Annotated in this window: 23 protein-coding genes and 1 tRNA gene; 12 read left to right on the forward strand and 12 right to left on the reverse strand. The window is 23.0% G+C overall.

Going from position 1 to position 24,739, the window contains the following annotated elements; all coding sequences use genetic code 4:
* Positions 1–232 precede the first annotated feature (232 nt).
* From ACXX85_RS00755 to ACXX85_RS00785, 7 genes are all read left to right on the forward strand, one after another.
* Positions 233–931, forward strand: coding sequence for a hypothetical protein (locus ACXX85_RS00755; RefSeq protein ID WP_458560365.1), 699 nt, complete (start codon positions 233–235; stop codon positions 929–931).
* A gap of 92 nt (positions 932–1,023) precedes the next feature.
* On the forward strand, positions 1,024–2,388 hold the full coding sequence (locus ACXX85_RS00760; RefSeq protein WP_458560366.1) for a M17 family metallopeptidase: 1,365 nt from the start codon (positions 1,024–1,026) through the stop codon (positions 2,386–2,388).
* Positions 2,389–2,612: 224 nt separating this feature from the next.
* Positions 2,613–3,191 carry a DUF6088 family protein gene (locus ACXX85_RS00765; RefSeq protein WP_458560367.1) on the forward strand — a complete coding sequence of 193 codons (579 nt, stop codon included), beginning with the start codon at positions 2,613–2,615 and terminating at the stop codon, positions 3,189–3,191.
* Positions 3,192–3,199: 8 nt separating this feature from the next.
* Positions 3,200–3,826 carry a type IV toxin-antitoxin system AbiEi family antitoxin domain-containing protein gene (locus ACXX85_RS00770; RefSeq protein WP_458559648.1) on the forward strand — a complete coding sequence of 209 codons (627 nt, stop codon included), beginning with the start codon at positions 3,200–3,202 and terminating at the stop codon, positions 3,824–3,826.
* A 16-nt stretch (positions 3,827–3,842) separates the two neighbouring features.
* Complete coding sequence (locus ACXX85_RS00775) at positions 3,843–4,676, forward strand: nucleotidyl transferase AbiEii/AbiGii toxin family protein (RefSeq protein WP_458560368.1); 834 nt, start codon at positions 3,843–3,845, stop codon at positions 4,674–4,676.
* Positions 4,666–4,878 carry a hypothetical protein gene (locus ACXX85_RS00780; protein WP_458560369.1) on the forward strand — a complete coding sequence of 71 codons (213 nt, stop codon included), beginning with the start codon at positions 4,666–4,668 and terminating at the stop codon, positions 4,876–4,878. Before ACXX85_RS00775 ends, ACXX85_RS00780 begins: the two co-directional genes overlap by 11 nt.
* Positions 4,879–5,087: 209 nt before the next feature.
* The gene (locus ACXX85_RS00785; RefSeq protein ID WP_458560370.1) at positions 5,088–5,534 is read left to right on the forward strand and encodes a hypothetical protein; all 447 of its coding nucleotides are present in this window, start codon (positions 5,088–5,090) and stop codon (positions 5,532–5,534) included.
* Between the two features lie 342 nt (positions 5,535–5,876).
* Here ACXX85_RS00785 and ACXX85_RS00790 read toward each other — a convergent pair whose 3' ends face one another.
* The 9 genes from ACXX85_RS00790 to ACXX85_RS00830 all read right to left on the reverse strand — a co-directional run bounded on the left by ACXX85_RS00790 (position 5,877) and on the right by ACXX85_RS00830 (position 15,616).
* Entirely contained in the window at positions 5,877–6,107 is a 231-nt protein-coding gene (locus tag ACXX85_RS00790; protein ID WP_458560371.1) for a hypothetical protein, read from the reverse strand.
* A complete protein-coding gene (locus ACXX85_RS00795) occupies positions 6,107–6,859 on the reverse strand; it encodes a hypothetical protein (RefSeq protein ID WP_458560372.1) in 753 nt (250 codons plus the stop codon). The genes ACXX85_RS00790 and ACXX85_RS00795 overlap by 1 nt, the downstream gene beginning before the upstream one ends.
* An 876-nt stretch (positions 6,860–7,735) precedes the next feature.
* On the reverse strand, positions 7,736–8,188 hold the full coding sequence (locus ACXX85_RS00800) for a hypothetical protein (RefSeq protein ID WP_458560373.1): 453 nt from the start codon (positions 8,186–8,188) through the stop codon (positions 7,736–7,738).
* Positions 8,189–8,237: 49 nt separating this feature from the next.
* The gene (locus tag ACXX85_RS00805) at positions 8,238–10,349 is read right to left on the reverse strand and encodes a hypothetical protein (RefSeq protein WP_458560374.1); all 2,112 of its coding nucleotides are present in this window, start codon (positions 10,347–10,349) and stop codon (positions 8,238–8,240) included.
* A 229-nt stretch (positions 10,350–10,578) separates the two neighbouring features.
* Positions 10,579–12,246 (reverse strand): IS1634 family transposase, encoded by a 1,668-nt coding sequence (locus ACXX85_RS00810; protein WP_458560375.1) that lies wholly within the window; start codon positions 12,244–12,246, stop codon positions 10,579–10,581.
* Between the two features lie 253 nt (positions 12,247–12,499).
* Positions 12,500–12,634, reverse strand: a complete 135-nt coding sequence (locus tag ACXX85_RS00815) for a hypothetical protein (protein WP_458560376.1) — start codon at positions 12,632–12,634, stop codon at positions 12,500–12,502.
* A gap of 61 nt (positions 12,635–12,695) precedes the next feature.
* Positions 12,696–13,382: a hypothetical protein gene (locus ACXX85_RS00820; RefSeq protein WP_458560377.1), complete on the reverse strand. Its 687-nt coding sequence runs from the start codon at positions 13,380–13,382 to the stop codon at positions 12,696–12,698.
* A 105-nt stretch (positions 13,383–13,487) separates the two neighbouring features.
* Entirely contained in the window at positions 13,488–14,567 is a 1,080-nt protein-coding gene (locus tag ACXX85_RS00825) for an SPFH domain-containing protein (RefSeq protein WP_458560378.1), read from the reverse strand.
* 17 nt (positions 14,568–14,584) lie between these two features.
* Entirely contained in the window at positions 14,585–15,616 is a 1,032-nt protein-coding gene (locus tag ACXX85_RS00830) for a hypothetical protein (RefSeq protein WP_436358658.1), read from the reverse strand.
* Positions 15,617–16,835: 1,219 nt separating this feature from the next.
* Here ACXX85_RS00830 and metK point away from each other — a divergent pair.
* Positions 16,836–17,975, forward strand: a complete 1,140-nt coding sequence (metK, locus tag ACXX85_RS00835; RefSeq protein WP_458560379.1) for a methionine adenosyltransferase — start codon at positions 16,836–16,838, stop codon at positions 17,973–17,975.
* A gap of 461 nt (positions 17,976–18,436) precedes the next feature.
* Here the strand turns inward: metK and serS are convergent, their stop codons facing one another.
* Complete coding sequence (serS, locus tag ACXX85_RS00840; protein ID WP_458560380.1) at positions 18,437–19,708, reverse strand: serine--tRNA ligase; 1,272 nt, start codon at positions 19,706–19,708, stop codon at positions 18,437–18,439.
* 87 nt (positions 19,709–19,795) lie between these two features.
* Here serS and ACXX85_RS00845 point away from each other — a divergent pair, with 87 nt between their 5' ends.
* The 4 genes from ACXX85_RS00845 to ACXX85_RS00860 all read left to right on the forward strand — a co-directional run bounded on the left by ACXX85_RS00845 (position 19,796) and on the right by ACXX85_RS00860 (position 23,596).
* Positions 19,796–21,925, forward strand: a complete 2,130-nt coding sequence (locus tag ACXX85_RS00845; RefSeq protein ID WP_458560381.1) for an AAA family ATPase — start codon at positions 19,796–19,798, stop codon at positions 21,923–21,925.
* A 55-nt stretch (positions 21,926–21,980) separates the two neighbouring features.
* Complete coding sequence (gene pth / locus ACXX85_RS00850; RefSeq protein WP_458560382.1) at positions 21,981–22,559, forward strand: aminoacyl-tRNA hydrolase; 579 nt, start codon at positions 21,981–21,983, stop codon at positions 22,557–22,559.
* Entirely contained in the window at positions 22,519–23,406 is an 888-nt protein-coding gene (gene tilS / locus ACXX85_RS00855) for a tRNA lysidine(34) synthetase TilS (protein WP_458560383.1), read from the forward strand. Before pth ends, tilS begins: the two co-directional genes overlap by 41 nt.
* Positions 23,407–23,522: 116 nt before the next feature.
* Positions 23,523–23,596: transfer RNA gene (locus ACXX85_RS00860), tRNA-Gly, on the forward strand.
* Positions 23,597–23,637: 41 nt separating this feature from the next.
* Here ACXX85_RS00860 and ACXX85_RS00865 read toward each other — a convergent pair.
* Positions 23,638–23,880, reverse strand: coding sequence for a Smr/MutS family protein (locus ACXX85_RS00865; RefSeq protein ID WP_458560384.1), 243 nt, complete (start codon positions 23,878–23,880; stop codon positions 23,638–23,640).
* Entirely contained in the window at positions 23,881–24,699 is an 819-nt protein-coding gene (gene mutM, locus ACXX85_RS00870; RefSeq protein WP_458560385.1) for a DNA-formamidopyrimidine glycosylase, read from the reverse strand.
* Positions 24,700–24,739: the final 40 nt, after the last annotated feature.

The raw sequence follows: 24,739 nt of genomic DNA on the forward strand, positions 1-24,739 counted from the left end.
AATCTCTTACTAAAAAGTAAGCAAGAGAAATTTACACAAAATATCTTACACTACCTCAAAAGAAATATATTTATTTCCTTTTTTTGGTTCTTATGTTTTTATGTGATTATTTAAAAACATAGTCTTTTTGAATCTAAATGATAGTGATTTAGAAATTGATATAAAAAGAAAAATTTATTTTATTCTGTTTTTTCCTTTGTTTATAAGTTTCGTGTTTTTATTTGTATTTTTGATGTGCTCTGTATTTTTACTTCAAGAGTGAAATAATAATCCAGAAACAAGTTTCTATTTAAAATTTTTAGTTGCTACTAGCGGAATTATTATTTATATTTTACTTCATCCTTTATGAGTATTTCTTGCTTTTAAAGAATGTAAAAAATATTCTCATAAAGAGTACAATACAAAAGGAAAAATAGATTATAGTTTATTTCAAATAAAGGATCAAAAAGAGTTAATTTCCTTTGTATTTAGAAAAAACCATATAGATGATTTTTCTTGTTTAAAGCATTTTCAATTTATGATTAAAAATGAAACAAATAATAAAATAAAATTAACTGAAAAACAAAATATAAATATATCTAATAATTTAGTTGAAAATATAATTTTTAACTGATATAAAAAGCATTTTTACAAATTTAAATTAATGTTCTTACTAGTTTATATAAAAAATATAATTAAAAATCAAGAGCAAAATGATCTAAATAATAATGCTTTATATAAATACATAAATAAAGAGATTTTCTTTTTAATTGGTTTAAAATTGCTATTTTTTACAGCTTGAATTAGTTCTTTAATTTTAATTATTTTTCTATCAAATATTTTTGTCTTTTTCATTTTCTTATTCTGTTCAATACTTTCTTATTTAGTAATTTTAAAACCTTTTTTCGGTTTTATATTTAGAATAAAATTGTTGAAAAAACTTCAAGCATAAACATTTAACAAGATGTTTGTGCTTTTTTAATAAAAAAAGATAAAAATTTAAAAAAAAGTTTAAAATATATTTATTATAAGAATAGGAGAAAAATGATTAAATTTATAGAAAAATTAACAAATTCTAACTTTTCACTTGAAGCTGTATTCAAAGGTGAAAAGTTTGATTCAAATGTTATTGAAAAAAAATTCGCTTTAACTGAATTTATTACAGAGAAAAAAGCTGTAATGTTTTTAGGAGATAAATCAGAGTTTAAATTAAGTGATTTAGATACTTTATTAGATAAACTTGTTTCATTATCAAGAGTTTATGAAGTCAAACTTGAAAGTTTTGTAAATGAAGAAGTTTCATTAACAACACTAGCAACAAGATTACTAGAAAAATATGAATTTGTAAATGCAAATATTTACAACGTAAAAACAAACAAAAAAGAAGAAAAACATGATTTATATGTTTTAGTAAGTAATCTAAGTTCTTTAGATGCTGAACTTAAAAAAACAAAAGTGTTAGTTGAATCAGTAAATTTTGCAAGAAATTTACAAGCAACTCCTCCAAACATTTGTAACTCAGAATGATTAGCTGAAAAAGTTAAAGAACAAGTTTCACAATTTAAAAACTTAAAAGTAACTGTATTAAACAAAAAAGAAATTGAAAAACTTGGAATGGGACTTTTATTATCAGTAAATAAAGGTTCTATGTATGAACCAAGATTAGTTGCTATTGAATACAATGGAAATCCTGATTCAGAAGAAAAAGTTGCATTTGTTGGGAAAGGTATTACTTTTGACTCTGGTGGTTACAACATTAAAACCGGAAGAAGTATGCTTGGAATGAAATATGATATGTCAGGAGCAGCAATAGTGGCTTCTGCCTTAAATGCGATAGCACAATTAAATCCTAAAGCAAACGTTGCTGCGGTATTAGCAATTACTGACAACAGAGTAAATGGTGATGCTAATTTACCAGATGCAGTTTGAACTTCAATGAATGGAAAAACAGTTGAAATCAATAACACAGATGCAGAAGGAAGATTAGTTCTTGCTGATGGAATGACATATGCTATTAGAAATTTAAAAGCAACAGCAGTTATTACAGTAGCTACATTAACAGGTGCTATTTTAGTTGCTCTTGGACATACATTCACAGGAACATTCTCAACTTGTGATTGCTTATGAAATAAATTAGATGAAGCTGCAAAACAACAAAACGAATTAATTTGAAGAATGCCTTTACACGATGATTTTGCTAAATTTATTAAAGGTTCAACAGTAGCAGATTTAAAAAATACTGACTTAACTGGAAATGGTGGTTCTATTTCTGCTGCTATGTTCTTAAAAGAATTTGCAGAAGGAAAATATTTTGCTCATTTAGACATTGCTGGAACAGCAGAAACAGGTGAAAAACCTATGGGTGTAATGGTTAAAACATTAGTTCAATATGCATTAAACAAAAAATAATAAAGATAAATTACAAACACAAACAAACTTGTTTGTGTTTTTTTACTAAATTCTTTATTTTTCCTTTATTAATCATAAAAAATATATAAATATTCATTATAAAAATGCACCAAAAAGTATATATTATTTGGTGCAAAAATGTAAGATTGTGATATAATAATTTTGTATAAATTCACCAAAAAGTTTATGTTATTTAGTGCAAAATAAAGAAATAAAGGAAAAATATGATAAGTAAACAAATAGAAGAAATAATGTATAAAAATAGGGGACAAATATTTACTGTTTCTGATTTTCTAAATTTAGCTTCTGTAAATACAATAAAATCTGCTTTGTTACGATTAAAAAACAAAGGTAAAATTCAACACTTAATGAGAGGTTTTTTTGTTTATCCAAATTATATAAGACTATTAGATGAATATTCTTTGCCTTCTCCTATAGAACTGGCAGAAAAAATTGCAAAAAAGTATGATTTTATTTTAACTCCTACAGGAAATACTGCATTGAATATGACAGGTATTTCAACTCAAGTACCAAATGTTTGTTTATTTTTAACAAATTGAAACTATAAAAAATACAAATATAAAAATTGAGATATTGTTTTCAAAAAAACAAGCAATAATTTAATTAATGGTTTTAATTTATATCAAAATTTAATTATACAAAGTATAAAAACACTAGGACCTAATATAAGTGAAGAAAATATAGAAATATTAAAAAATTTTAAAAACAAGAATAAAGTACATTTTACAGATAAAATTAAAAAATTACCAAATTGGATTTTTAATATTATTCAAAAAATTTAAGGACTACTATGAAACATTTACAACAAATTACAAAACTAATTAATAAATATAATGGATTAATTAGTGCAAAAATTTTAAAAGATAATAATATTCCTACTTGATACCTTTATTATTTGTACAAAAAAAATAAATTAGAAAAACACAAAATAAAAGGTTTTTACGTGCATTGTGATTATTTTAACTTAGACGAAGAATTTACTTTTCAATCCAAACACAAAAATGTTATTGTTAGTCATTTAAATGCTTTATATTACTGAAATTTAACAGACCATCATATTTGACTTAATCATTTTACCACTTCAAACAAAAGTATTAAATCTGAATACAAAATTTACAATGTAAATAAAAAACTCTTAAATTTAGGTGTTGTTACAATAAAAAATCAGTGAGGATTACCTATAAAAATTTACAATATGGAAAGGACTTTAATAGATATTTATAAAGATAGAAAAAATATGATTAGAGAAATATATTTAAAAGCATGAAAAACTTATCTATTAGAACCTATCCACCCTACTAATATAAAACGATTATTATATTATGCTAAAAAATTCAAAGTTCAGTATGAAATTAAAGCAATATTAAATTATTTAGGTGTTTGAGAGAAAATGAGAGAATTAGCGAATTTAAAATAAAAATAAGAAAGTAAATATGAGTAATAAATTAATAAAAAATTATAGTGATTCTGTAAAAAATAAAGTGAAACATATCAATAATAAATATAAATTACCTCCAAATACAGCATTAAACACCTTTTTTATGTTAGAGTTTTTAAAATTAGTAGCGGAATCTAAATATAATAAAGAATTTGTAGTTAAAGGAGGGATGCTATTATTAAACCGATTAGGGTTAGATAAGAGATGAACTAAAGATATTGATTTTTTAAGTTTAAATAATGATATAAATTTAATCGAAAGCAAAATCAAAGAAATAATAAGAACAAATTCACAAATTAAATTCCAAGTGTTACCAAAAACAGAAAATATTAGAGAACAAGAATTATATGGTGGCATTAGAATATACCTTAAAGCATCTTTAAATAAAATAGAAACATTTTTTCATATTGATATTACAATTAAAGACGTTATTTATCCAAAAATTGTTAATAATGTTTATAATACATTAGAAAAACAACCTTTTAAATTACAAGAATTTCCTTTAGAAACTGTTTTTGCTGAAAAATTACACTCTTTATATGAATTAGGAGTTAATACATCTAGGTTTAAAGATTTCTTTGATTTTAATTTTTTAATAAATAATGTAGAAATAAATAGTTTAAAGCAAGTAATTAATTTAGTTTTTAACCATCGTCAAACCGTTTTTAATATAAATACTATGATTAATACAATTCTTAAAGTTAAAAATTCAAATAATATACAAAAATTATGAGATATTTATAAAATTAATATTAAAAGTGATTTAAAATTAGAAGAAATATTAAATAAATTACAAGAATTATTACAAAGGATTTTCAATGAGCAATAGTAAAGAATTAGAGTTTGTAAAAAAATATAAATATTATCGTAATAAAAAACAATTAGATAGTAGTGAATTTAGTAATTATTTATATGAGTTTTTTAAAAATAATACTTTAGATTTGTTTGAATTAGAAATTATATTAAAAAATCAAGTAAAAATATTTTTAGAAATACAAGATTTATGTGGATTCACATCAATTAGAATATAAATAAATTTTTATTCAGGTAGTTTAGGAAGTGTAATAAATTTTTGTTTTTTTACTAAATTCTTTATTTTCCTGTGTTTTATAGTTGAAAATTAAATATTAACCTATTTTGCCTTATTTAAATCCAACATTTATTATTTATTATGATTGTATTTTACGGGATTATAATAGTTAGTCGATTTAGCAAGTTAAATTTATCTATATGATTTTGAATGTTTCAAGTAGTAATGATAACTTTATATTATTTATGAGATTGAACGTTAATTAGAAGAAAAGAAAATTCGCTATATAATAACTTATATTCACAATACGCACCTATTATTTCTAATTATTTAACTCAAACTTACACCACAACAATTAATAACACCGATAATAGTGATAACAGTTCAAAAATAATTAATATTGATATGAGTCAAAACTATTTATCCCAAGGTTCTAACCAAAATAAATTAATTAATAATCAAGGAACTAAAAAAATTGAAAGTAAAAACAATGACGTTTCGTTAGATAAAATAGATGATTTATTAGAAGATAAAAATTTAAATAGGTTAGTGGAAGATAAAAGAATAAATAGGTTAGTAGAAAATAACGCAGTAAGTCCAAAAGAGATAGAGAACCAAAAATTAAGTTATTTTAATGAAGACAGTGATATATTTTAGATAATTTGGATAATAGTGATATATTTTAAATAGTTTGTATAATTGTGATATATTTTAGATGCCTGGCATCTATTTTTTATTAATTTTTAAAGATGCACAAAAACACACTTATTTTAAACGGAATTTTTTGGAACTATTAAAATACCATCCACTACATTATTGTTGATTATATCGAATTTCTAGGCGTTACAGACGCTATTTTAGATTGATGCATAGTGTTAGAGTTACACGGTAGGTTTTAGTTTATTAGTCATCAGAGATTTTTATATTTACTATTATTATGTATTATAAGGATTTAAAAAACCCACTACCAGTGAGTCTCCTTTGTTTCCCATACCATATCTAAAAAGCAATATTAATAAGGAATCCGCTAATTAGCGACAGTTCTTTCAATAAATATATTCTACCATAAAATACAAATTTACCCGTAAAAATATTTTTATAATAAGAGTTCTGTATAATTTCTAAAATTTCTAATAATAGATAATAGTTAATCAGTTTATTTCTAGGATGTTTATAACTTTTATTACGAATTTTATCTTTTAATGATTGTAAATAGTTTTTATATTCCATTAATAAACTTCCTTGTATTTAAATTTTCTTAATATTTTTTCAATTTCAATTAAAAGTTTTACGGTTATATCAGTATAGGGATAGTGAAAGTTAGTTAAATTAAAATAATAATCATAAAATTCTTTAATAAACTTTTCGTCTTTAATGTGTTTAGTTAAGTTATTTTTTAAGATATATAATTTTTTAATATCAAAATGTTTGTTTATATAAATGTAGTCTAATTTATTATTATCTATCAAGTTAAAGAATTCATAAATGTTTTTATATATTTCATCTTTTAATAAAATTTTAATTAATCTATTATATGCCAATTCTTCAACCGAAATTGTAAAAAGTTTTAATGTTTCACCTTGTTCGTTAGTATGACTTAATAATTTTACGTGTTTGGTTTTTTCATAATTGTTAAATTTAATTATTAAATCAAAGTTGTTTATTATTATTTTTAATTGGATAATATCACTTATTACATCTAATTTATAATTTACTTCATATGGTAATTCACTTAAAATATTTAATAATAGTGATTTGGTTTCTTCCATTGGTTGTGTATAGTGAATACCTAATACTTCTGGTGTATAAATATCACCTTTCAAGTAAAAATATTTATTATATGCTTTTTTAGAAATTACTTTTAATAAATCTCATATTAATAATATATTAAATTCATCAAGAACCATATCAAGAGTTTTAAAATTGATATCTATTGAGTTCATTAATTCTAAATAATACTCATTTTCAGTAAGTTTTTTCATATATCTCCTTATAATTATAATTATAATTATATCATTAACAAATTTGGGTTTTAATTTAATTTTTTCTGGTATAATATTATTATAAAGGACCCACAAGCACTATTTCGATGGTGTTTTTTTATCTTTTACAACAGCAAATGTAATAATTTATTACAAATACACCACTAATATCATAAATAGATAAAATTTGTGCGAAAAATAATATATTAGTATAAAAATGTGTGAAATATACAAATTAACTTAAACACACATATTTTAATATTATTACAGTATTAATTTAGAGAAAATATTTAGTTGCGAGTATTTTGTTATATTGGTTTAACTGAAAAAAATAGTATAAAAAAACACCATACATTAATACTACGATGTGCTTAAATCTAATAATTACTTAAAAGCACAAAATGTATAATATAAAATGGTGTAAAAATTATTATATGTTTCAGTTTTTTTATTTAATAATTCTAACGCAACAAATTTAATAATTAGTTACAATAAACGCACAGATAGGTTTTAGTATCGATTGTGGTGCTAATTTTATAATGTTTATCTATTGTAATTTACTGATAAAATACCTATAAATACTAATATTATAAATTCCAAGATAACTATTAATATAAAACACCCCCTGTAACGCTTATATTTTGCGTATTTTAAACGGTTTTGCTTTGGGAGTGTAAATATACCAGAAAAAAATTTCTGTTGAAAATAACGGTGTTTTTGTGAATGCGTAGCATTGTGTTTTTGTGAGTTTTAATTTTTTTAAACAATTCATAATATTTTAAGATTATAAGACAATAGGTTTTAGTGGTAGTATTAGTGGTAGTATTAGTGGTAGTATTTTCTATTATCTCCTAATTAAAGTAATAAAAAAAACAACTATTTTCCAAGTTGCCTTCTGTTTTCAAAATAATCTAATCAATAAAATAATTCCTCTTTAAGTTTATCTTGAAATGGTTTTAATTTTTCTTTTAGTGTTTCATCTGATATATTATTCATTAATTCATCTATTTCGGCTGAAATGTTACTTCATATGTTAGTTACTTCTGTCTTACAATAAAATAATTCCCCAAATTTATCTCTGTCAATCATTAATTCTATTGTATGTAACTCATCTTCTACTGGTTTAATTACTCTATAATCAACTCCTTTGGGGGAATCATAATCACTAAGTAATTTCATTATGTTATCCATATGTTTTTGATTAAAGTCTTCAAAATTATAAGGTATTACTTTCTTTTCTTTTAATCATTTAACTATTTCACTATAAATACCTGATTTAAATCTTTCACAATCATTTTCATTTCCATTTTTATATCATCTTAATATCATTGTTTGTCTCCTTTTTAATTAATTTTTTTTGATTTATTATTTGTTTATGTTATTTTTTAGGTTTATCTTTAAAATTATCTTTTACTCATTGTTTTAAATCATAATTGTTTTTTGTTTTTTTATTTATCTCTAATGATTGTTTTGTTTTTTCTTTGCTTAATGAGTTGTTTAAATAATTTATCCCTAAATCATAGTTTGGTTTTTTATCAGTATTGTTTTTAACTACTTTTTTTGGTTTAGTTGTTTTTAGTGATTTATTTTTATCTTCATCTAATTTAATTTTATCAGTTTTAGTAGTTTTAACTTTTTTACTATCGCTATTATTAATTTTATTGTCTATTTTAGTTTTATCTATTTTATCATCTTTAATTTTGCTTGTATTATTAGATTTTTTACTATTTTTTGGTTTTTTAATTTTATCATCTAATTCTGATTTTTCTTTAATATTTTTATCTACAACTATTTCGATATTGTTATTAGATATATTATTGTTTTGTTCTGATTTATTATCTATATTTTCAACAGTAACATCTTCTAATTTTTTAATATTGTTTGTAGTATTTATAGAATTTTCTTCTGTTGTATTGTCTAAATCAATTATTCAATCTGGTTTATTGTTCTCTATATTATCTACTTCTGGTTTATTATCTTTTGTTGTATTGTCTAAATCAATTATTCAATCTGCTTTATTTTCTTCTGCTTTATTTTCTTCTGGTTTATTTTCTTCTGGTTTATTTTGTTCTAATTTATTTTCTTCTGGTTTATTTTCTTGTCTTGTTTTAGGTATGTTTTCGAAGTGAATAATTAATGTTCCAAATTTATCGTCGTTAGATTTACCTGTTTTTTTAGTATTATTTACTTTATTTTCATTTAGTTCAGTAGTTTTATTATTATCTTGTTTTTTGTTTTCTTCTTTTTTATTATCTTTCACTACATCTTGTGGTTTTTCTTCAACTTTATTAGGTTCTGATTTGATTGTATTATCAGTATTGTTGTTGCTATTATCTTTTACTTTATCGATATTCTGTTTTTCAATATTATCTTTATTATCATTAATTTTTTCTACTTTATTAGTATCTGATACATTATCGTTAGGTGTTGAATTGGTTACTTTGTTAATGTCGTGTGTAACTGTATTGTTATTAGTGTTATCTGTGCTATTATTGTTTGTAACAGTATTAATTACATTGTTATTACTAATATGTTCTTTATTAACAGTTTCTTTAATACTTTCTTTGTTATTTGTAACGGTTTCTTTAATTTTTTCAGATTTAATTTCTTTAATATCGGTTTTAGATTCTTTAATGATTGTTTCTTTTTGAATGGTATTAATTGGTGTATTATTACCCTCTTTTGTTGTTTCTGTAAATTTAGCAGGTAAGGCATTTAGTTTATCAATTAATGGTTTATTATCTGTTTTTAGATTATTTAATTGTAATTGGTTATTTGTTAATAATTTTTCATCTGTATTTTTAGTAACTATCCCTTTATCAAACTGTTCTTTAAATCTATCGTAGATACCTTTGTTAGTATTTTGAAAATCATTATACTTTTCTCTAACTTTTGCTTTAATATTATCGCTGGATAGTTTTTGTGATGCCTGTTGAAATATTTTATTAGTCTTAGCTTGTCTTTTTTCAGAGTATTTTTGTGATGTTACATACTCACCTTTACCTTGACGAACTTGTTTCTTTTTAATTGCTTCTTGCCAGTTAGTTAATTTTTTATTAGATAATAGTTTTTTACCGATTTTTGACTGTCCAAAAGCACTATTTCTTATTTTCTCTGAATATTTTCCTACAACATTTGCTTTTTTCTCTAAATATTTCTGTCCAACCCCGGTTCCTAAAAATTTACCTTTTGCGTTTTTACCAAGAAATGCTCCAACACCACCGACTTTGGTAGCAAGTTTAACAGCTCCACCAATAGCTTCTTTAATTTTTTCAAATGGTTGAGGTAATTCAGCATAAAATTCTACATCTCATCTAGCAGCTAAGTCATTACCCCATTTATTATATACTTCAATTGAAATTCCAAAAAATACTATTCCAATTACAAATACAAATAAATTATTAATAGAAGAAGCAAAGTTTTGTCTAAATAGAAATTGAATTGCTGAATCTTTAAATAATACAAATATTAATTGAAATAAAATAAACACTGTAAGATAACCAACATTAAATACTAAATTTTTTCAGTTAATTCATCATTGTTCAATATTTTCATAAACTGTATCTTTACGGGGATTATATGCTATTGATTCTACTATAATTGAAAAACTCTTAAATAATAGTAATATTGTATTAGTACCAAATGTAATTATATAATCAAACGCCCAAGTAAATAATGCTTTTAAAATTACAACCTAAATTTTTACTAAATTTCTATACTTAGTTAATTTTATTGTTTAATTCATCTATATATTTGATCATTGTTTTAACATCTATTTCAAGTAAATTGAAAATTTCCTTTTGCTTTTTAGTAAGGGAATTTTTTCTTATATATCTTGTTGTAAATTTTGTAACTTTAATTTTTCTTAATTCATACATAATCGTGTTAAAAGAGGATGAACTATGATTTTCAAGGTATTTTTTGCACTTGTAAAATATGTAAGAACGGACTATTGAACCTAAAAAAGTAATAAAAACCTTTGAATTAAATGCATTATCGAATCTTGTATAGTTACCTAAACCAGATGATTGTTTTATTCATCTAAAAGTCTTTTCAATATTGTCTCTTTTTTTATAAATTTCTAACACTTCATTTATATCGATGTTTGTGTTTGATATTATTGCAAAAAACCCTGCATTTTCTATATGACTTTTAAATACATCTGATTTAACAGTTAAATTTATAATATTATTTTGATTATCAATTTCAAAATCAATATATTTTCCGTAATCTTCCTTAATTCTCTCAGTGAGTTTTTTTTGATTTTTTAATAAAATTAATAAGTCTTTGAAATACTTATCATAATATGATCTTGTCTCAAATTCCTTAGCACGAGAATAAACTATATGAACATTATATAATCTGTTTATGTCACTAAAAACTTTCATTTTTTCAGTTATTCCAAAATACCCAGCATCATTTAAAGAAGTGTTATATTGATCAATAATTTCATTCTTTTTTCTTGAAATTATTTCTCTTAATTGCTTGTTTCAGGTACGAGCCATCATAATGAATTGAAAATCGTTTTCTACCATAAAATCAAGGTTTTTGGATGAAAAATATCCTCTATCAAGAACAAAAATATGTTTTCTTAGTTCAAAAGAATTCGCTTTTTCCATTAATGAAATACATTGAGATTGGTCTGTTATTGATCCTGAATAAACCTCGTGAAACACAGGAATACCAGTTGATTGTTCGACAATCATATTAATGTTTACAATAGGTTCGCTCTTGTTATTTTTTGAATAACCATATTCAGCCATTTCAATATTTTTAGCTTCAGTTGCGACATTTGTAGAATCAATATTTAGATAAACATCTTTATTTTTCAAATGAAATAATTCTTTTGATTTATTAATTCATTGAAATGAAAAATCGTTAATATTTTGGTTTGTTATATCATTTGTAATAAATTTAGAAATAGATGCTAATGAGTATTGTTTTTGTAATTTTATATAGTTATCAAATGTTCAATCTAAAAATCCTTGCGAAGTTGAATTAGAATCTAATGAATAAAAACAAGCTAATCCTTGCAACAAATCAGATTTCACACCATACATATTTTTTAAGATTGAATCAATCCCAAGTTTCTTAAAAACAAACTGATACACAAAATATTGTCCAATACTCATAGACTCAGAAAATTTTTGTTCTGATTCAACTTCAATCAAAGTTTCTTCACCAAAATAATTAAAGTAATTATCATTTGGTATTAAAAATTTCTCATCTTCTGTTGCTTTTCCGATTAAAACTTTTTTGTCCACTTGGTATTTTTTTACTTTATCATATTTGCTTTCTATCACTAACTGAACATATTTAACATTTTTTTGTCTAGAAATTTTTGCATTTTTAATAGGTAATTTTACTTTAAAATCATTAAAAAACATATAGTTCCTCCTAAGTATTTATATTATACTAAAATTTTGAAAAAATTAAAGAAAAAAATCAAAAATTTTGATAAAAAAACACATTTTTTTGTTGAAAATGTGTCATTTTTTGCTAAGTATAGAAAAATAGTAAAAATTTAGGTTACAACTACAAATACAAATACAAACAATATTACTGAGTTTCCCAGTTGAAAATCAAATATTAACCGATTTTGCCTTGTTTTAGGTATTTTCGGTTTTTTTATTTCTATTTTTACTTGTTAACTTTTATATAATTTTTAAACTCTTCATAAATTTTTCAAGCGTAATTGGAAAATTCTCCTTCTTTTTTAGTTTTTAAGATAATTTCATTTGTATTAGAATCTCTTTCAACAATAAAGTGAGACAAAAAACTTAATATTAGGTTAAGTTTTTCTGTCTATATTTATTACTTTCTCCTAAATATAATCTTATTGTTTTGCTGCTGCTAATGCTCTTAAGTCAGTTAATGTAGCAGCTATCATATTTATTCCTGCTAAATCAATTACTCCACCAGTTACAAAGTTTAGGATTGCCAGTGGTATTTCACTAGTCCCTGTTAAAATCCCTGGTTGTGATAAGAAAACTTTTACTAATCCTAAGAAAAATATATGTGGAAATGATATAACAATTCGTTCTTTTAATACAGATGGTATAGATACAACTGCATTTTTGTCTTTTGATACTTTAATAAGTTCACTAATTAAGAAGTATAACGCATATACAAAGTTAGCAAGCGCAACACTTATTACTAAAATTGATACTATACTACTTACTATTGTAACAGCGGTAATATTATGAGTCACACTAGCAATAGTAGCTCCGGTTAATAATGTTTTAGGTGCTACTCCTGAACCACTAATAATTTGTGTGTATGAATATGATAAAAATATACTTAATAGTGCTGCTATTGGCATTAAAATTTTTGCTTTTGCTCAGTATAATTGTGGTAGTGTTTTAATTTGGTTTTCTTCTTTGTATTTTATTATTGATTTATATAAATGTAATCCCATTATAACTGCAATACTTAAATATAATAATATAGCAAATATATCAAATACAAAACTAGTAAGTGGTACTGCTTTTGCTGGGAATTTTGCAAATTCTTTTAATTTCATTGTTCTCCTTTTTTTATTATTTATTTATTACAAAAAATAAACAACAAAATAAATATTGTATTCAAAATTTACTTTCTTGTTTATGTTTAAGTATTTTTCTTTTTACTAGATTTTAGAATCTTTTCTTATAATTTCTAATGCTGTTTCTTTTAAATTTGGAGAAACAACTAGAGTATTAGTGTTTTTTGATTTGATTAAATCGGATAATTTATCAATGGCTTTTCAAACTAATACTTCTTCTGAAATATTTGCAGATTTTATAATTTCAATATAGTCTCTTTCTGCTTCTGCTAATCTTTTTAATCTGTAATATTCATCTTCTGTTTCAAGTTTTTTAATTTTACTTTTTTCTTCTGCTGTGTTAATTTCTTTTAATGCTTTAACATCATCTTCGTCTAAATTAATATCATTATTTAAATTAACTATTTCTAAACCTGTATTAGATATAATTGATTCAATTTCTTTTAATAAATTAGATTTTAGTTGATTGTTTATACCTGATAATTCTTCTCAATTTTTGCTTCTTATAAAATCTGAAATAGAGTTTTTAACACCAATTTCTAATTTTTTCTTATGAGCTTCTTTTTGTCTATAAAATAATTCTGGTTCTAAAACCTTTCACATTAATACTAATTCAATATTTAATCTTTTGTTATCTTTGGTAAACAATTTGTTAATATCAAATCTCATTGGAGTTTCGTCTAAACCAAAAGTTGCTTTGCTTGCTCCTTCGTTTTCAAATAAAGAAGTTTTAATTTGTTCATCTTCTTCTCAGTAATATGTTCCAGGAGTTTTTAAAAATTGGGTAATGATTTTTGTATTTTTGTTTTCAATAACAGTAAACTCGTTTTCAGCAAGATCGATTCTTCTTTTTTGTCTTTCTCTTTCTTGTCTTTCTTTTTCTTCTAAAAGCATTTTAGCTATTAAATTATCGATTTCTGTACTGAAAGTCTCTAAATCCTTAATTGTATTATTTTCAACTTGCATAGAATTAAGTTTTGCTAAATTATTTTCTTTATCAGGAGATTTTAGAGTTTCTATTTTAGTTCTTAATTCTGATTTTTTTCTTTCAAAAGCTGCTTTTTTTCTTTGTGCTTCTTTTTCTTTCTTTTTCTTTAAAAAGAATCAAACACCAGCACCTATTACGATAACTGCAGCAATAACAGATATAATTATATATATCATTTTTTAAACATCCTTTCTTAATTTTTTATTTTTTTAACTTTAGTCACATAAAAGATTCCATGCTTTTCTCTTTGAATATTAACCATAGTACCCGCTTCAAGAAAACCTTGTCCTTGTGCTGCAAGGACTTTCTTTTCTTGCCCGCTAATTTTTATGCTTCCATATTTTGGATTTGGATTACTATTCTCTTCATCAGCATCTTGTAAAAGTATAAATTCTCCTGCTTGATAGTAAGGATTGTGATTTTTAAGTGCCAATTCAAAAGCTGATGAATTTGAAAATATTAATACTTTTTCTGAATTTGTATATGCTTCTTTTTCATATTCTTTTATTTTTAATTTAATAATTTCATTTCAACAAGTTTCAATTGTTTTTTCTGAAATTTCAACCAAAGAATAGTCTTTTAATTTATCTAGTATCTTGGTTTTATAAATTTTAAAATCCAAAATTTCAGCTTGTTCTAAAGATTTGCTTCTTTTAACATTTTCTTTTGCATTATTGAAGAATTCAATTGCAATTTTTTCAACAATTTTTCTAATTAGATATTTTTTAAATATTACTTCTTTTTCATTAAAAGCAACATAGATTATATTTTCTAAAGAAAATGGATTGAATGTATAATTTTTAAATTTAGCATCAAAATTTAATCATTCATCTAAAGATTTGTCTTTTAATGTTGGATTTTTAAAACATTCTAATACAGATTCATTTCCTGCTAATTTATAAATTTCTTCTAAGGTATTGACATCGGAATTATAAAAATATTTTGGTTCAGATTTAGATTCTGATTTTACAGTAATAGGATGAACTAAATTTGAAATAGTTTGATATTGTTTATAATCATATTCATAGGAAAGAGAAAATTCATTAATTTTATTTGTTTTCTTATTTTTATAACCTTCTAAATGTCATTTTCAAGTTCACTCTTCACTCATATCAACTTCATCTAATTTTCCTGATGTTAAAACATTTTCTCAACTTTCTTCAAAATATGTATAACCTTTCAATAAATAAAATAATTTAGAAATAATTGATTTTTTATTATTCATAAAACCTCCTTTCATAAAGCATTATACAAAAAAAAAAAAAAACAAAGATTTTGGTAAAAAAGTCCATTTTTCTTTGTTTTTAGACTAAATTTAAAGAAAAAAAGAGTTGTATTTTTCTTGTAAATATACAAAATTTTTTAATTATTTAATATAAATAAAAAATAAATTTAAGAAATAAATATTTTCAAAAAGATTAATTATAAATCAAAATATATTAATAAAATTTTTAATTTATTAAAACAAAATAAGTAGATAATATTAGTAATTAAAATTAGAAGTACTTAATTTTGAAATCAACTCAATTTTTTTTCTTTTAATTCAAAATAGTTGAATCCTATATGATTTTCAAAATTCTTATTTTATATTAATAAAAAACTTAATAAATAATATAGGTAACTACAAAATTAAAGTTTGAATAACAAATCAAAAAAAATTAAATTAAGCTATTTAGTAAAAATTCCTAATACCAAAGAATATTAAATTATTTATATACAAATAAAAATAATATATTGAAATTTATTACAAGACTTACAAGCACCATTTTACAACTATGTAGAAAAGAAGAAGTATAAAGAATAAAAACTAGACTAAATCATTTAAAAACAATTTTACATTAACTTCAATTTTTATAACTACAACTCAAATATTTTAATTTAATAAAAATAAAAAAATCTCTCTTTAAAATCAGAGAGAAAATTATTAATTGAAATTTTTATTTCTTTAATTTTGAGGAAACTCAAAACAAAAATAAGAAAGATTCTTGTTAAAAAGAATAAACTTTATACGAAATATTATGTTACTATTTTGTTTACTTTTTATTAACTATTTTTTCCAAATATATGGGAAAAACAGGCATATTTGAAAAATATAACTCAATTTTTGCAAAATCCTATTTTTCTTAAATTTTTGGGGGGTAAAAATTGGTTCATTTTGCCAAAAAGTTTATTTTTCATTAAAATTTTACCATTTTTTTAACTTTTTGCCAAAAAAAATTATTTTTTTTTATTTTTGGAAAAATGTTGTATCATTTTAGTGTAAAAAAATACATTAAGAGTCACTGAGTTTAAGGGAACTTTGAAGTGAGCCAACCTGCAATGCAAGGTGGAAACCCTTGGGATATTAAATATCTGTCATGTATAGAAATCTTTAATGTTCCAAAAATTCTCTTTTGTAAATTAGAGAATTTTATTTTTTAAAAAAACAAATAACAAGGAGAAAAATGTATAAAAAATTATTTACAAGTGAAAGTGTAGGAAAAGGACATCCAGATAAAATATGTGATCAAATTAGTGATGGAGTATTAGATGCTATTCTAAAGAAAGATCCAGATGCAAGAGTTGCATGTGAAGTTATGGCTTCTAATAGATTAATTATCATAGGAGGAGAAATAACAACTAAGACTTATGTAGACGTTGTTAAAGTAGCTTGAAATACAGTTAAGAAATTAGGATATAATGAAAGTGACTTTACAATTGTTTCTAACGTTAATAGTCAAAGTCCAGATATCAACCAAGGAGTTGATAAAAAAGACGGAGAAATAGGAGCAGGTGATCAAGGTATTATGTTTGGTTATGCAACCGATGAAACTCCTGAATTTATGCCCTTAGCAATTACCCTTGCTCATGCTTTAGTTAAAAGAGCAGAAGAGTTAAGAGTGAGTCATAAATTTAAATGAGCAAAATCTGATATGAAAAGTCAAGTAACAATAGACTATACAAATGAAAAAAATATAAAGATAGACACTATCTTAATGTCTATTCAACATGATGCTAATTATGACGAAAACGCCTTTAAATCCTTTATAAAAGAAGAAATTATGTTATATATTTCTAATAAATATAATTTAAATAATAATTATAAAATTTTAATTAATCCAACAGGAAAATTTGTTATAGGCGGACCTATTGGAGATGCTGGATTAACAGGAAGAAAAATAATAGTAGATACATATGGTGGTGCAGCTAAACACGGAGGTGGAGCATTTAGTGGAAAAGATTATACAAAGGTTGATAGAAGTGCGGCATATGCAGCAAGATGAGTTGCTAAAAATTTAGTAGCAGCAAAAATTGCTAAAAAAATTGAAATTCAATTATCTTATGCAATCGGTGTTAGTAAACCAATTTCAATAAATGTTAACACATTTAATACATCTAATTATAGTGATGCACTAATTTTAGAAATTATAGATAATGTTTTTGATTTAACTCCAGCAGGGATTATTAGAGATTTAAATCTTAAACAACCTATTTATCAACAAACTGCTTCATTTGGACACTTTGGAAGAAATGATTTAGATTTACCTTGAGAAAGATTAAACAAGGTAAATGAAATAAAAAATATGCTTAAAAAGGGAAAATAAAAAAAATACCACACTTTTGATAGTGCTTAAAAGATTAATAGAAGTAAAAAAAATATGAAATTTATAAATATATTCTTCAATTTAAAAAACTCGCTTTAAAAGTGAGTTTTCTTTTTTTCCTTATATCAAACCTAAAAAACGGACATAAATAAGAGATTCGCTAATTAGCCACCGTTCTTTCAATAAATAAATTTTACCATTTTATTGAATTATTTTTATACTAAAATTGAAATAATTATTAAAACAGAAATAAAATTCCCCCCCATTCCTAATATAAAATATCACTTTTTGTCTATGTGGTTAAATTGATATAATGAAAATAAAAAAGTAAATATAACTATAATGACAAAATGAGAAATTAAAAGCAGTTTCTTCAAATAAAAAAATTTTACCAATGATTTCACGGGTAAAATGTATCCCAATAAATTGTCCCACTTTAATCACAATACTTTTTGTGAATTTTACTTTGAAATTTTAGTTAAACCATTCATATAAGGAACTAAAACTTTTGGAATATCAATTGTTCCGTCTTCGTTTTGATATTGCTCTAAAATAGCAGCAAAAACCCTATCTATAGCTATACCTGAACCATTTATAGTATTTGCATATTCTGTTTTATTGTCTTCGTTTTTATATCTAATTAATGCTCTTCTTGCTTGAAAATCACCAAAGAATGAAATTGATGAAACTTCTCTAAATCTTTGTTCTGAAGGAAGTCATAATTCTAAATCAAATGTTTGTTTAGAAGAAAAACCTAAATCCCCTGTGCTTAATGTTACTGTTCTATATGGAATTTCTAGTTTTTCTAAAATATTAGCAGCATCTTTTACAGTTTGGTGAAATTCATTCATTTTGTCTTTATCATTAACTATTTTAACTAATTCTACTTTGTGAAATTCGTGAGATCTAATTAATCCTTTAGTATCTCTTCCACCACTTCCTGATTCAGATCTATAACATTTTGTATAACCAACGTATTTTTTAGCAACATTTAAATCTAAAATTTCATCATTATGATAATTGGTTAAAGTTACTTCTGCTGTAGGAATCATTCACATATCATTATTTTCAATTTTATATAAATCTTCAGCAAACTTTGGAAGTTGTCCTGTTCCATAAAGCATTTTGCTTAAAACCATTGTAGGAGTAACCATTTCTGTATAACCATTTTTTACGTGTTCATCTAACATAAATGAAACTAATGCTCTTACTAATCTTGCTCCTTCATTTTTAAAAATAGCAAATCTAGAACCAGACATTTTAACTGCTCTTGCAAAATCTAAAATGTCTAAATCTAAACCAATTTCATAGTGTGGTTTTAATGCTTTTACAAGTCCTCTACCAATTTTGTCTTTAACTTCAACTACTACATTATCATTTTCATCTAAACCTACAGGAACTGAATCTAAAGGTAAATTAGGAATATTTAGTAATATATTTTCAATTTTAGAGTTAATTTCGTTGCTTTGCTCACTTAATGAATCAATTTGAATTTTAAGTTCACTTACTTCCTTTTTGATTTGGTCAGTATTTTCTTTATTTCTTACCATTTGACCAATTTTTGCAGATTTTTCATTTCTTTGACTTTCTAAAAATTGAAGTTTTGACATAACTTCACTTCTTTTTTCTCCAAGTTTAAAAATTTCTTCTACTAAAGAAATATCAAAATTTCTTGTTTTAAGTTTATTAATAACTTCTTCTTTATTATTTAATATAAATTTAATATTTAACATAAATAAAATTATAATACAAAAACTAAAAATATATCTTATTAGTTAAAATTGAATTGATATTTTTTAATAGTAGTTTATAATTTCCATATGAAAGAATTTGAAGTCAAAGTAGAAAGAAAGATTTTTGAAAACAATACTAAAAATTTCTTTATTTTTTTAGTAAAAACTAAAGAAAAACAAATAATTAGTCTAACTTCAAAAATTAATTTAGAATTAAAAAAATCTTATTTAATTACTGCTTTAGAAAAAAACCATCCAAAATATCAAAATAGTTGAGAATTAAAAAAATGTGAATTAATTATTGAAACCAACGAAAAAGAAATAGTAAAATACTTTTCTTCTTCACTTTTTCCAGGAATAGGTCAAAAAATGGCTCAAAGTATTTATAACACTTGGGGTGATAAATCCATATCTATTTTGAAAAATGATCCTAATCTCATTTATTCTATTCCTAAATTAATTCCCGAAAGAAAAGCAAAAATTATTTTTGACAAAATTTCTGCCAATTCTTTAAAACAAGAAATAGAGATTTTCTTTTTTTCAAACGGATTAGAAAATTTATATTCTAAATTAGATAAAAAATACAGACTTCTAGAATTTTGAAAATACTTAAAAGAGCAACCTTTTTGTATTTTAGATACAGTTGATGAATATGTTTTTGCTGATGTAGATAAAATGGCTTTAGCTTTAGGTATAAAACCAGAAAGTAAAATTAGAAAAAAATACATAATTTTAAATGAGTTTTTATCTTATTTAAAAGATAATGAAAATACTTTTTTAGAACCAGAAGAAATAAAACATGTATATAAAAATGCAAATAAAAAAAATTTTATGAGTATTGAAGAATTTAAAGAATATGTAAAGATTTTAATGGATCAAAAATTTTTATTTTTTGTCAAAGATAAAAAAAATATTACTCACTTTATAATGTATGAACAAGAGCAATTTATTGCAAAAACTATTAATGAAATTAAAAAGAAAGAATATAAATTTAAATATAAAAAATCTATTATTGGTAAGTATTTAGACGATATACAAAAAAATTCTGTTATTTCTGCTTTTGAAAATAATTTAACTATTATAACAGGTGGTCCAGGGACTGGTAAAACAGAAATTCTAAAATTCATTTATAAAGGATTTAGCGATGTTTTTGGAGAAAAAAACGTCGCAGTTCTCACTCCAACAGGTAGAGCCTCTTTTCATATTTTGCAAAAAGCATCCATCCCTTCTAGAACAATTCATTCATTTTTAGAAGTCTCATGAGAAAACGAAAATATTGAATATAATTTAGAATTAACAAAAGAAATTAATGCTTTAATTATCGATGAATTTTCTATGGTGAATACTGATTTATTCTATAAACTCTTAAAATCTTTGGATTTAAATAAAATCAAAAAGATAGTTTTAATTGGAGACAAAGATCAATTACCTTCCATTGGTTATGGAAATTTATTAAATGACTTTATTAACAGTGATAAATTTATTACTAATAAATTAATAAATAATTATCGTCAAAAAGACAAACAAGAAATATTAGAAATTGCAGCGTCAGTAAATAATGGCCAAATACCTGTATTTAAAAATAATTATGTAAAATTTTATGAAAGTAATGCAAAGTCTTTTCTAGAAATTTTCAATAAGCAAATTGACTTATTTTTATCAAAATTTTCAATAAATGATTTTATTGTAATTGCTCCAAAATATGCAGGAAATGCAGGAATTAATAATATTAATAAAATAATTCAAAGCAAAATTTTTGATGAAAAAAATAATACTTTTTTTGAAATAGACGGCATTAAGTACTTTGTTAACGACAAAGTTATGCAAACAGAAAATGATTCCAGTCAAAATTTAGTAAACGGGGAAATCGGTTATATAGAAAATATTCTGTTTTATAAAGAAAAAGTGGAATTTATAATAATTAAATTTAATGATAAACTAATTAAATTTACAGAGCAAAAATTCAGAAATTCTATAGTTTTATCTTATTGTGTTTCTGTACATAAATTTCAAGGTTCTGAAACATCTGCTCTTATATATTTAATTTTTAAAGAATATAATATATTTTTAAATAAAAAAATCTTTTATACAGGAATTACAAGAGCAAAGGATGAATTAATAATTATTGGAGAAAAAGATGCTATTGAAATAGCTGTATCAACAGAAGAGAGAGAAAGAAAAACAAATATCAATTATTTTTTAGAACAAAATGACTAAAGAATTTTACTTTTATTTGTAAAAATTATTCTTATAATGGAATATAATTTAAAATATGAAATTAATTATAGGTTTAGGAAATCCTGGTGTTGAATATGAAAATACAAAGCACAACGTGGGATTTTGAGTTTTAGATAAAATAGCTAATGAATTAGAATTAAAATTTGAAAGAAGCAAATTCAATGGTGTTTTTGCAAAAAAAGAAGATTATGTTTTAGCAAAACCATTTACTTACATGAATAAGTCAGGTGATTTTGTAAGAGAAATAATGTCTTTCTTTAAAATTCCTGCTGATGATATTCTTGTTATTTATGATGATATGGACTTTAAAATAGGTCAAGCAGCAATTAAAAATCACGGTTCTCACGCTGGGCATAATGGTATGAAAAACATTATTGAACAACTAGGTACTGATCAAATTAAAAGATTAAAAATAGGAATTGGTCGACCAGAAAATAAAAACACTAGAAATTACGTTTTAACCCCTTTTAGTCAAAATGAAAAAGAAATAATTGATAAAGTTGTTGAAGATGCCGCTCTTGCTTCAATTGAATTTATTTCAAACGATATAAGAATGGTTATTGAAAGGTTTAATGCTAAAAATAAAAAAGCAAAGAGTTCTCTTAGCAGTTAGTGGCGGACCAGATTCTATCTTTATGTTAAATAAATTTAAAAATAAAGATATTGTTGTGGCACACGTTAACTATAAAAAAAGAGAAACTAGTGATGAAGATCAAACAATAGTAGAGAATTTTTGTAAAAAATACAAAATTCCTTTTTTTGTTCTAACTGTTAGTTATGATAATTATGAAAAGATAGAAAATTTCCAAAATTTTGCCAGACAAATAAGATATGATTTTTTTAAAAAAATTTATAAAGAAAATAACTGTAATTTCCTTTATATTGCCCATAATAAAGATGATTTTTTTGAGACAATAATGCTTCAAAAAAATAAAAATAAAATAGTTAATTATTGAGGTATAAAAAAGAAAAGTCAACTCTTTGATATGCAAATTTATAGACCATTACTTTTTAAGTATTCAAAAAACAAAATTGAAAAAATATTAAAAAATAAAAACATAAATTTTGCCATTGACTATACAAATAACTTACCAATTTATGAAAGAAATAAAATTAGAATTGAGTTTAAAAATAAATCTTTTTATAAAAATCTAACAATTTTTTCTTACAAAATTAAAAACATTTTTTTATTATTTAAAGATAGAAAAAATAAAAAAATGTTGCAAAAATGAGAAAAAACAAATTTTGATATTGATTGATTAAAACAACAAACAGAAAAAAAGCAAAAAAATTTAATATATAACCTAATTCACCAAAAATTTTTAAATATAAATTTAACTGAAAATAAAATTAATTTAATTTTACAATTTCTCTTTTCTCAAAATAGGACATCTTCCTTTTTATTAAAAAAAGGTATTTTTCTTTATAAAGTAAAAAATCACATAATATTTAATGACTAAAAATCGCTTTTTTTATTTATTTTTTCCGTTTTTTTTAAATTTTTTTTAAAAAAATAAAAATTTCTATAAAAATTCTTGATTTTTACAAAAAATAGTTTATAATAATAAAGTATCTCGCGAGTGTAGTTTAATGGCAGAACTTCAGCCTTCCAAGCTGACTATGAGGGTTCGATTCCCTTCACTCGCTCCAATCATTAATTTGACCAAAAAAGCAAGCTATAAAGCTTGCTTTTAAAATGCTTTTTTGAATACTGAAAAGTTTATTTCACCTTCTGTAAAAAACAAATTTTCTCTTTCAAGAAAACTTCTAACAAAAACTTTTAATGTTCCTGTACCCCTTCCTACAATTATATTTAAACTGTCATATTGATTTGAATTATTAAATTCAAAAATGGCATTTGATAATACTATTTCTGCTTCTGATGTAGTTAATCCGTGCAAATCAATTGTTTTTTCATAACTTCAATTATTCATTTATTTTTGACATTCCTTACAGTAATAGGTTCCTCTACCATTTACTTTTATTTTTAAAATTTCATTTTGACAGATAGGGCAAGGTAATCCTTTTTTAGTGTGAACTTGTAAAAAGTTTTGGAAAGAACCTTTTTTCTTGTTTAATGATGTGTAAGAATTTATACTACTTCCGCCTAATTCAGTGGAACGATCTAAAATATCTGTAGCTACTTCTAAAATTTCTTTAGCTTGTTTTTTGGAAATTAAATTACTAGGAGTTTCTGGATGAATTTTGGTTGCAAACAGCACTTCATCTACATAAATATTTCCTAATCCTAAAACAAGAGTTTGATCTAATAAAGAAGTTTTAATTGCTTTTTTTCTAGATTTTAATTTTTTATAAAATTCTTCTAAATTTGTTTGTGCAGGTATCTTTCCTAATTTAGCAAGTGGATTTGTTGTTAAATAATTTTGCTTTGTTCTTAAGTGAAAAGTTCCAAATGTTCTTGTATCATTGTAGTGTAAATTACTATTATCACTAAACTCAAAAAGAACATAATCATGTTTTAATCTTGTTTTTGCTGGTTCAAAATAATTATATTTTCCTTCCATTCTCAAATGACTTAAAATAATATTATCATTAGTTAAATGAAATACAAGAAATTTTCCTTCATTAGTTACTTCTACAATTGTTTGTCCAATTAAAGCTTCTTTAAACTTTTCTACGGAAATTTCCTTTATAAATGAATCTCTAAAAATATGAATATTCTCAATTTTTTTATTTTGAACATATTTATTTAATTCTTGTCTTACGACTCTAACTTCTGGTAATTCTGGCATAATATAAAAATTTTACACTTTTATTATAAATATTTCAAAA

Source organism: Mycoplasma sp. Z386, assembly GCF_054343375.1.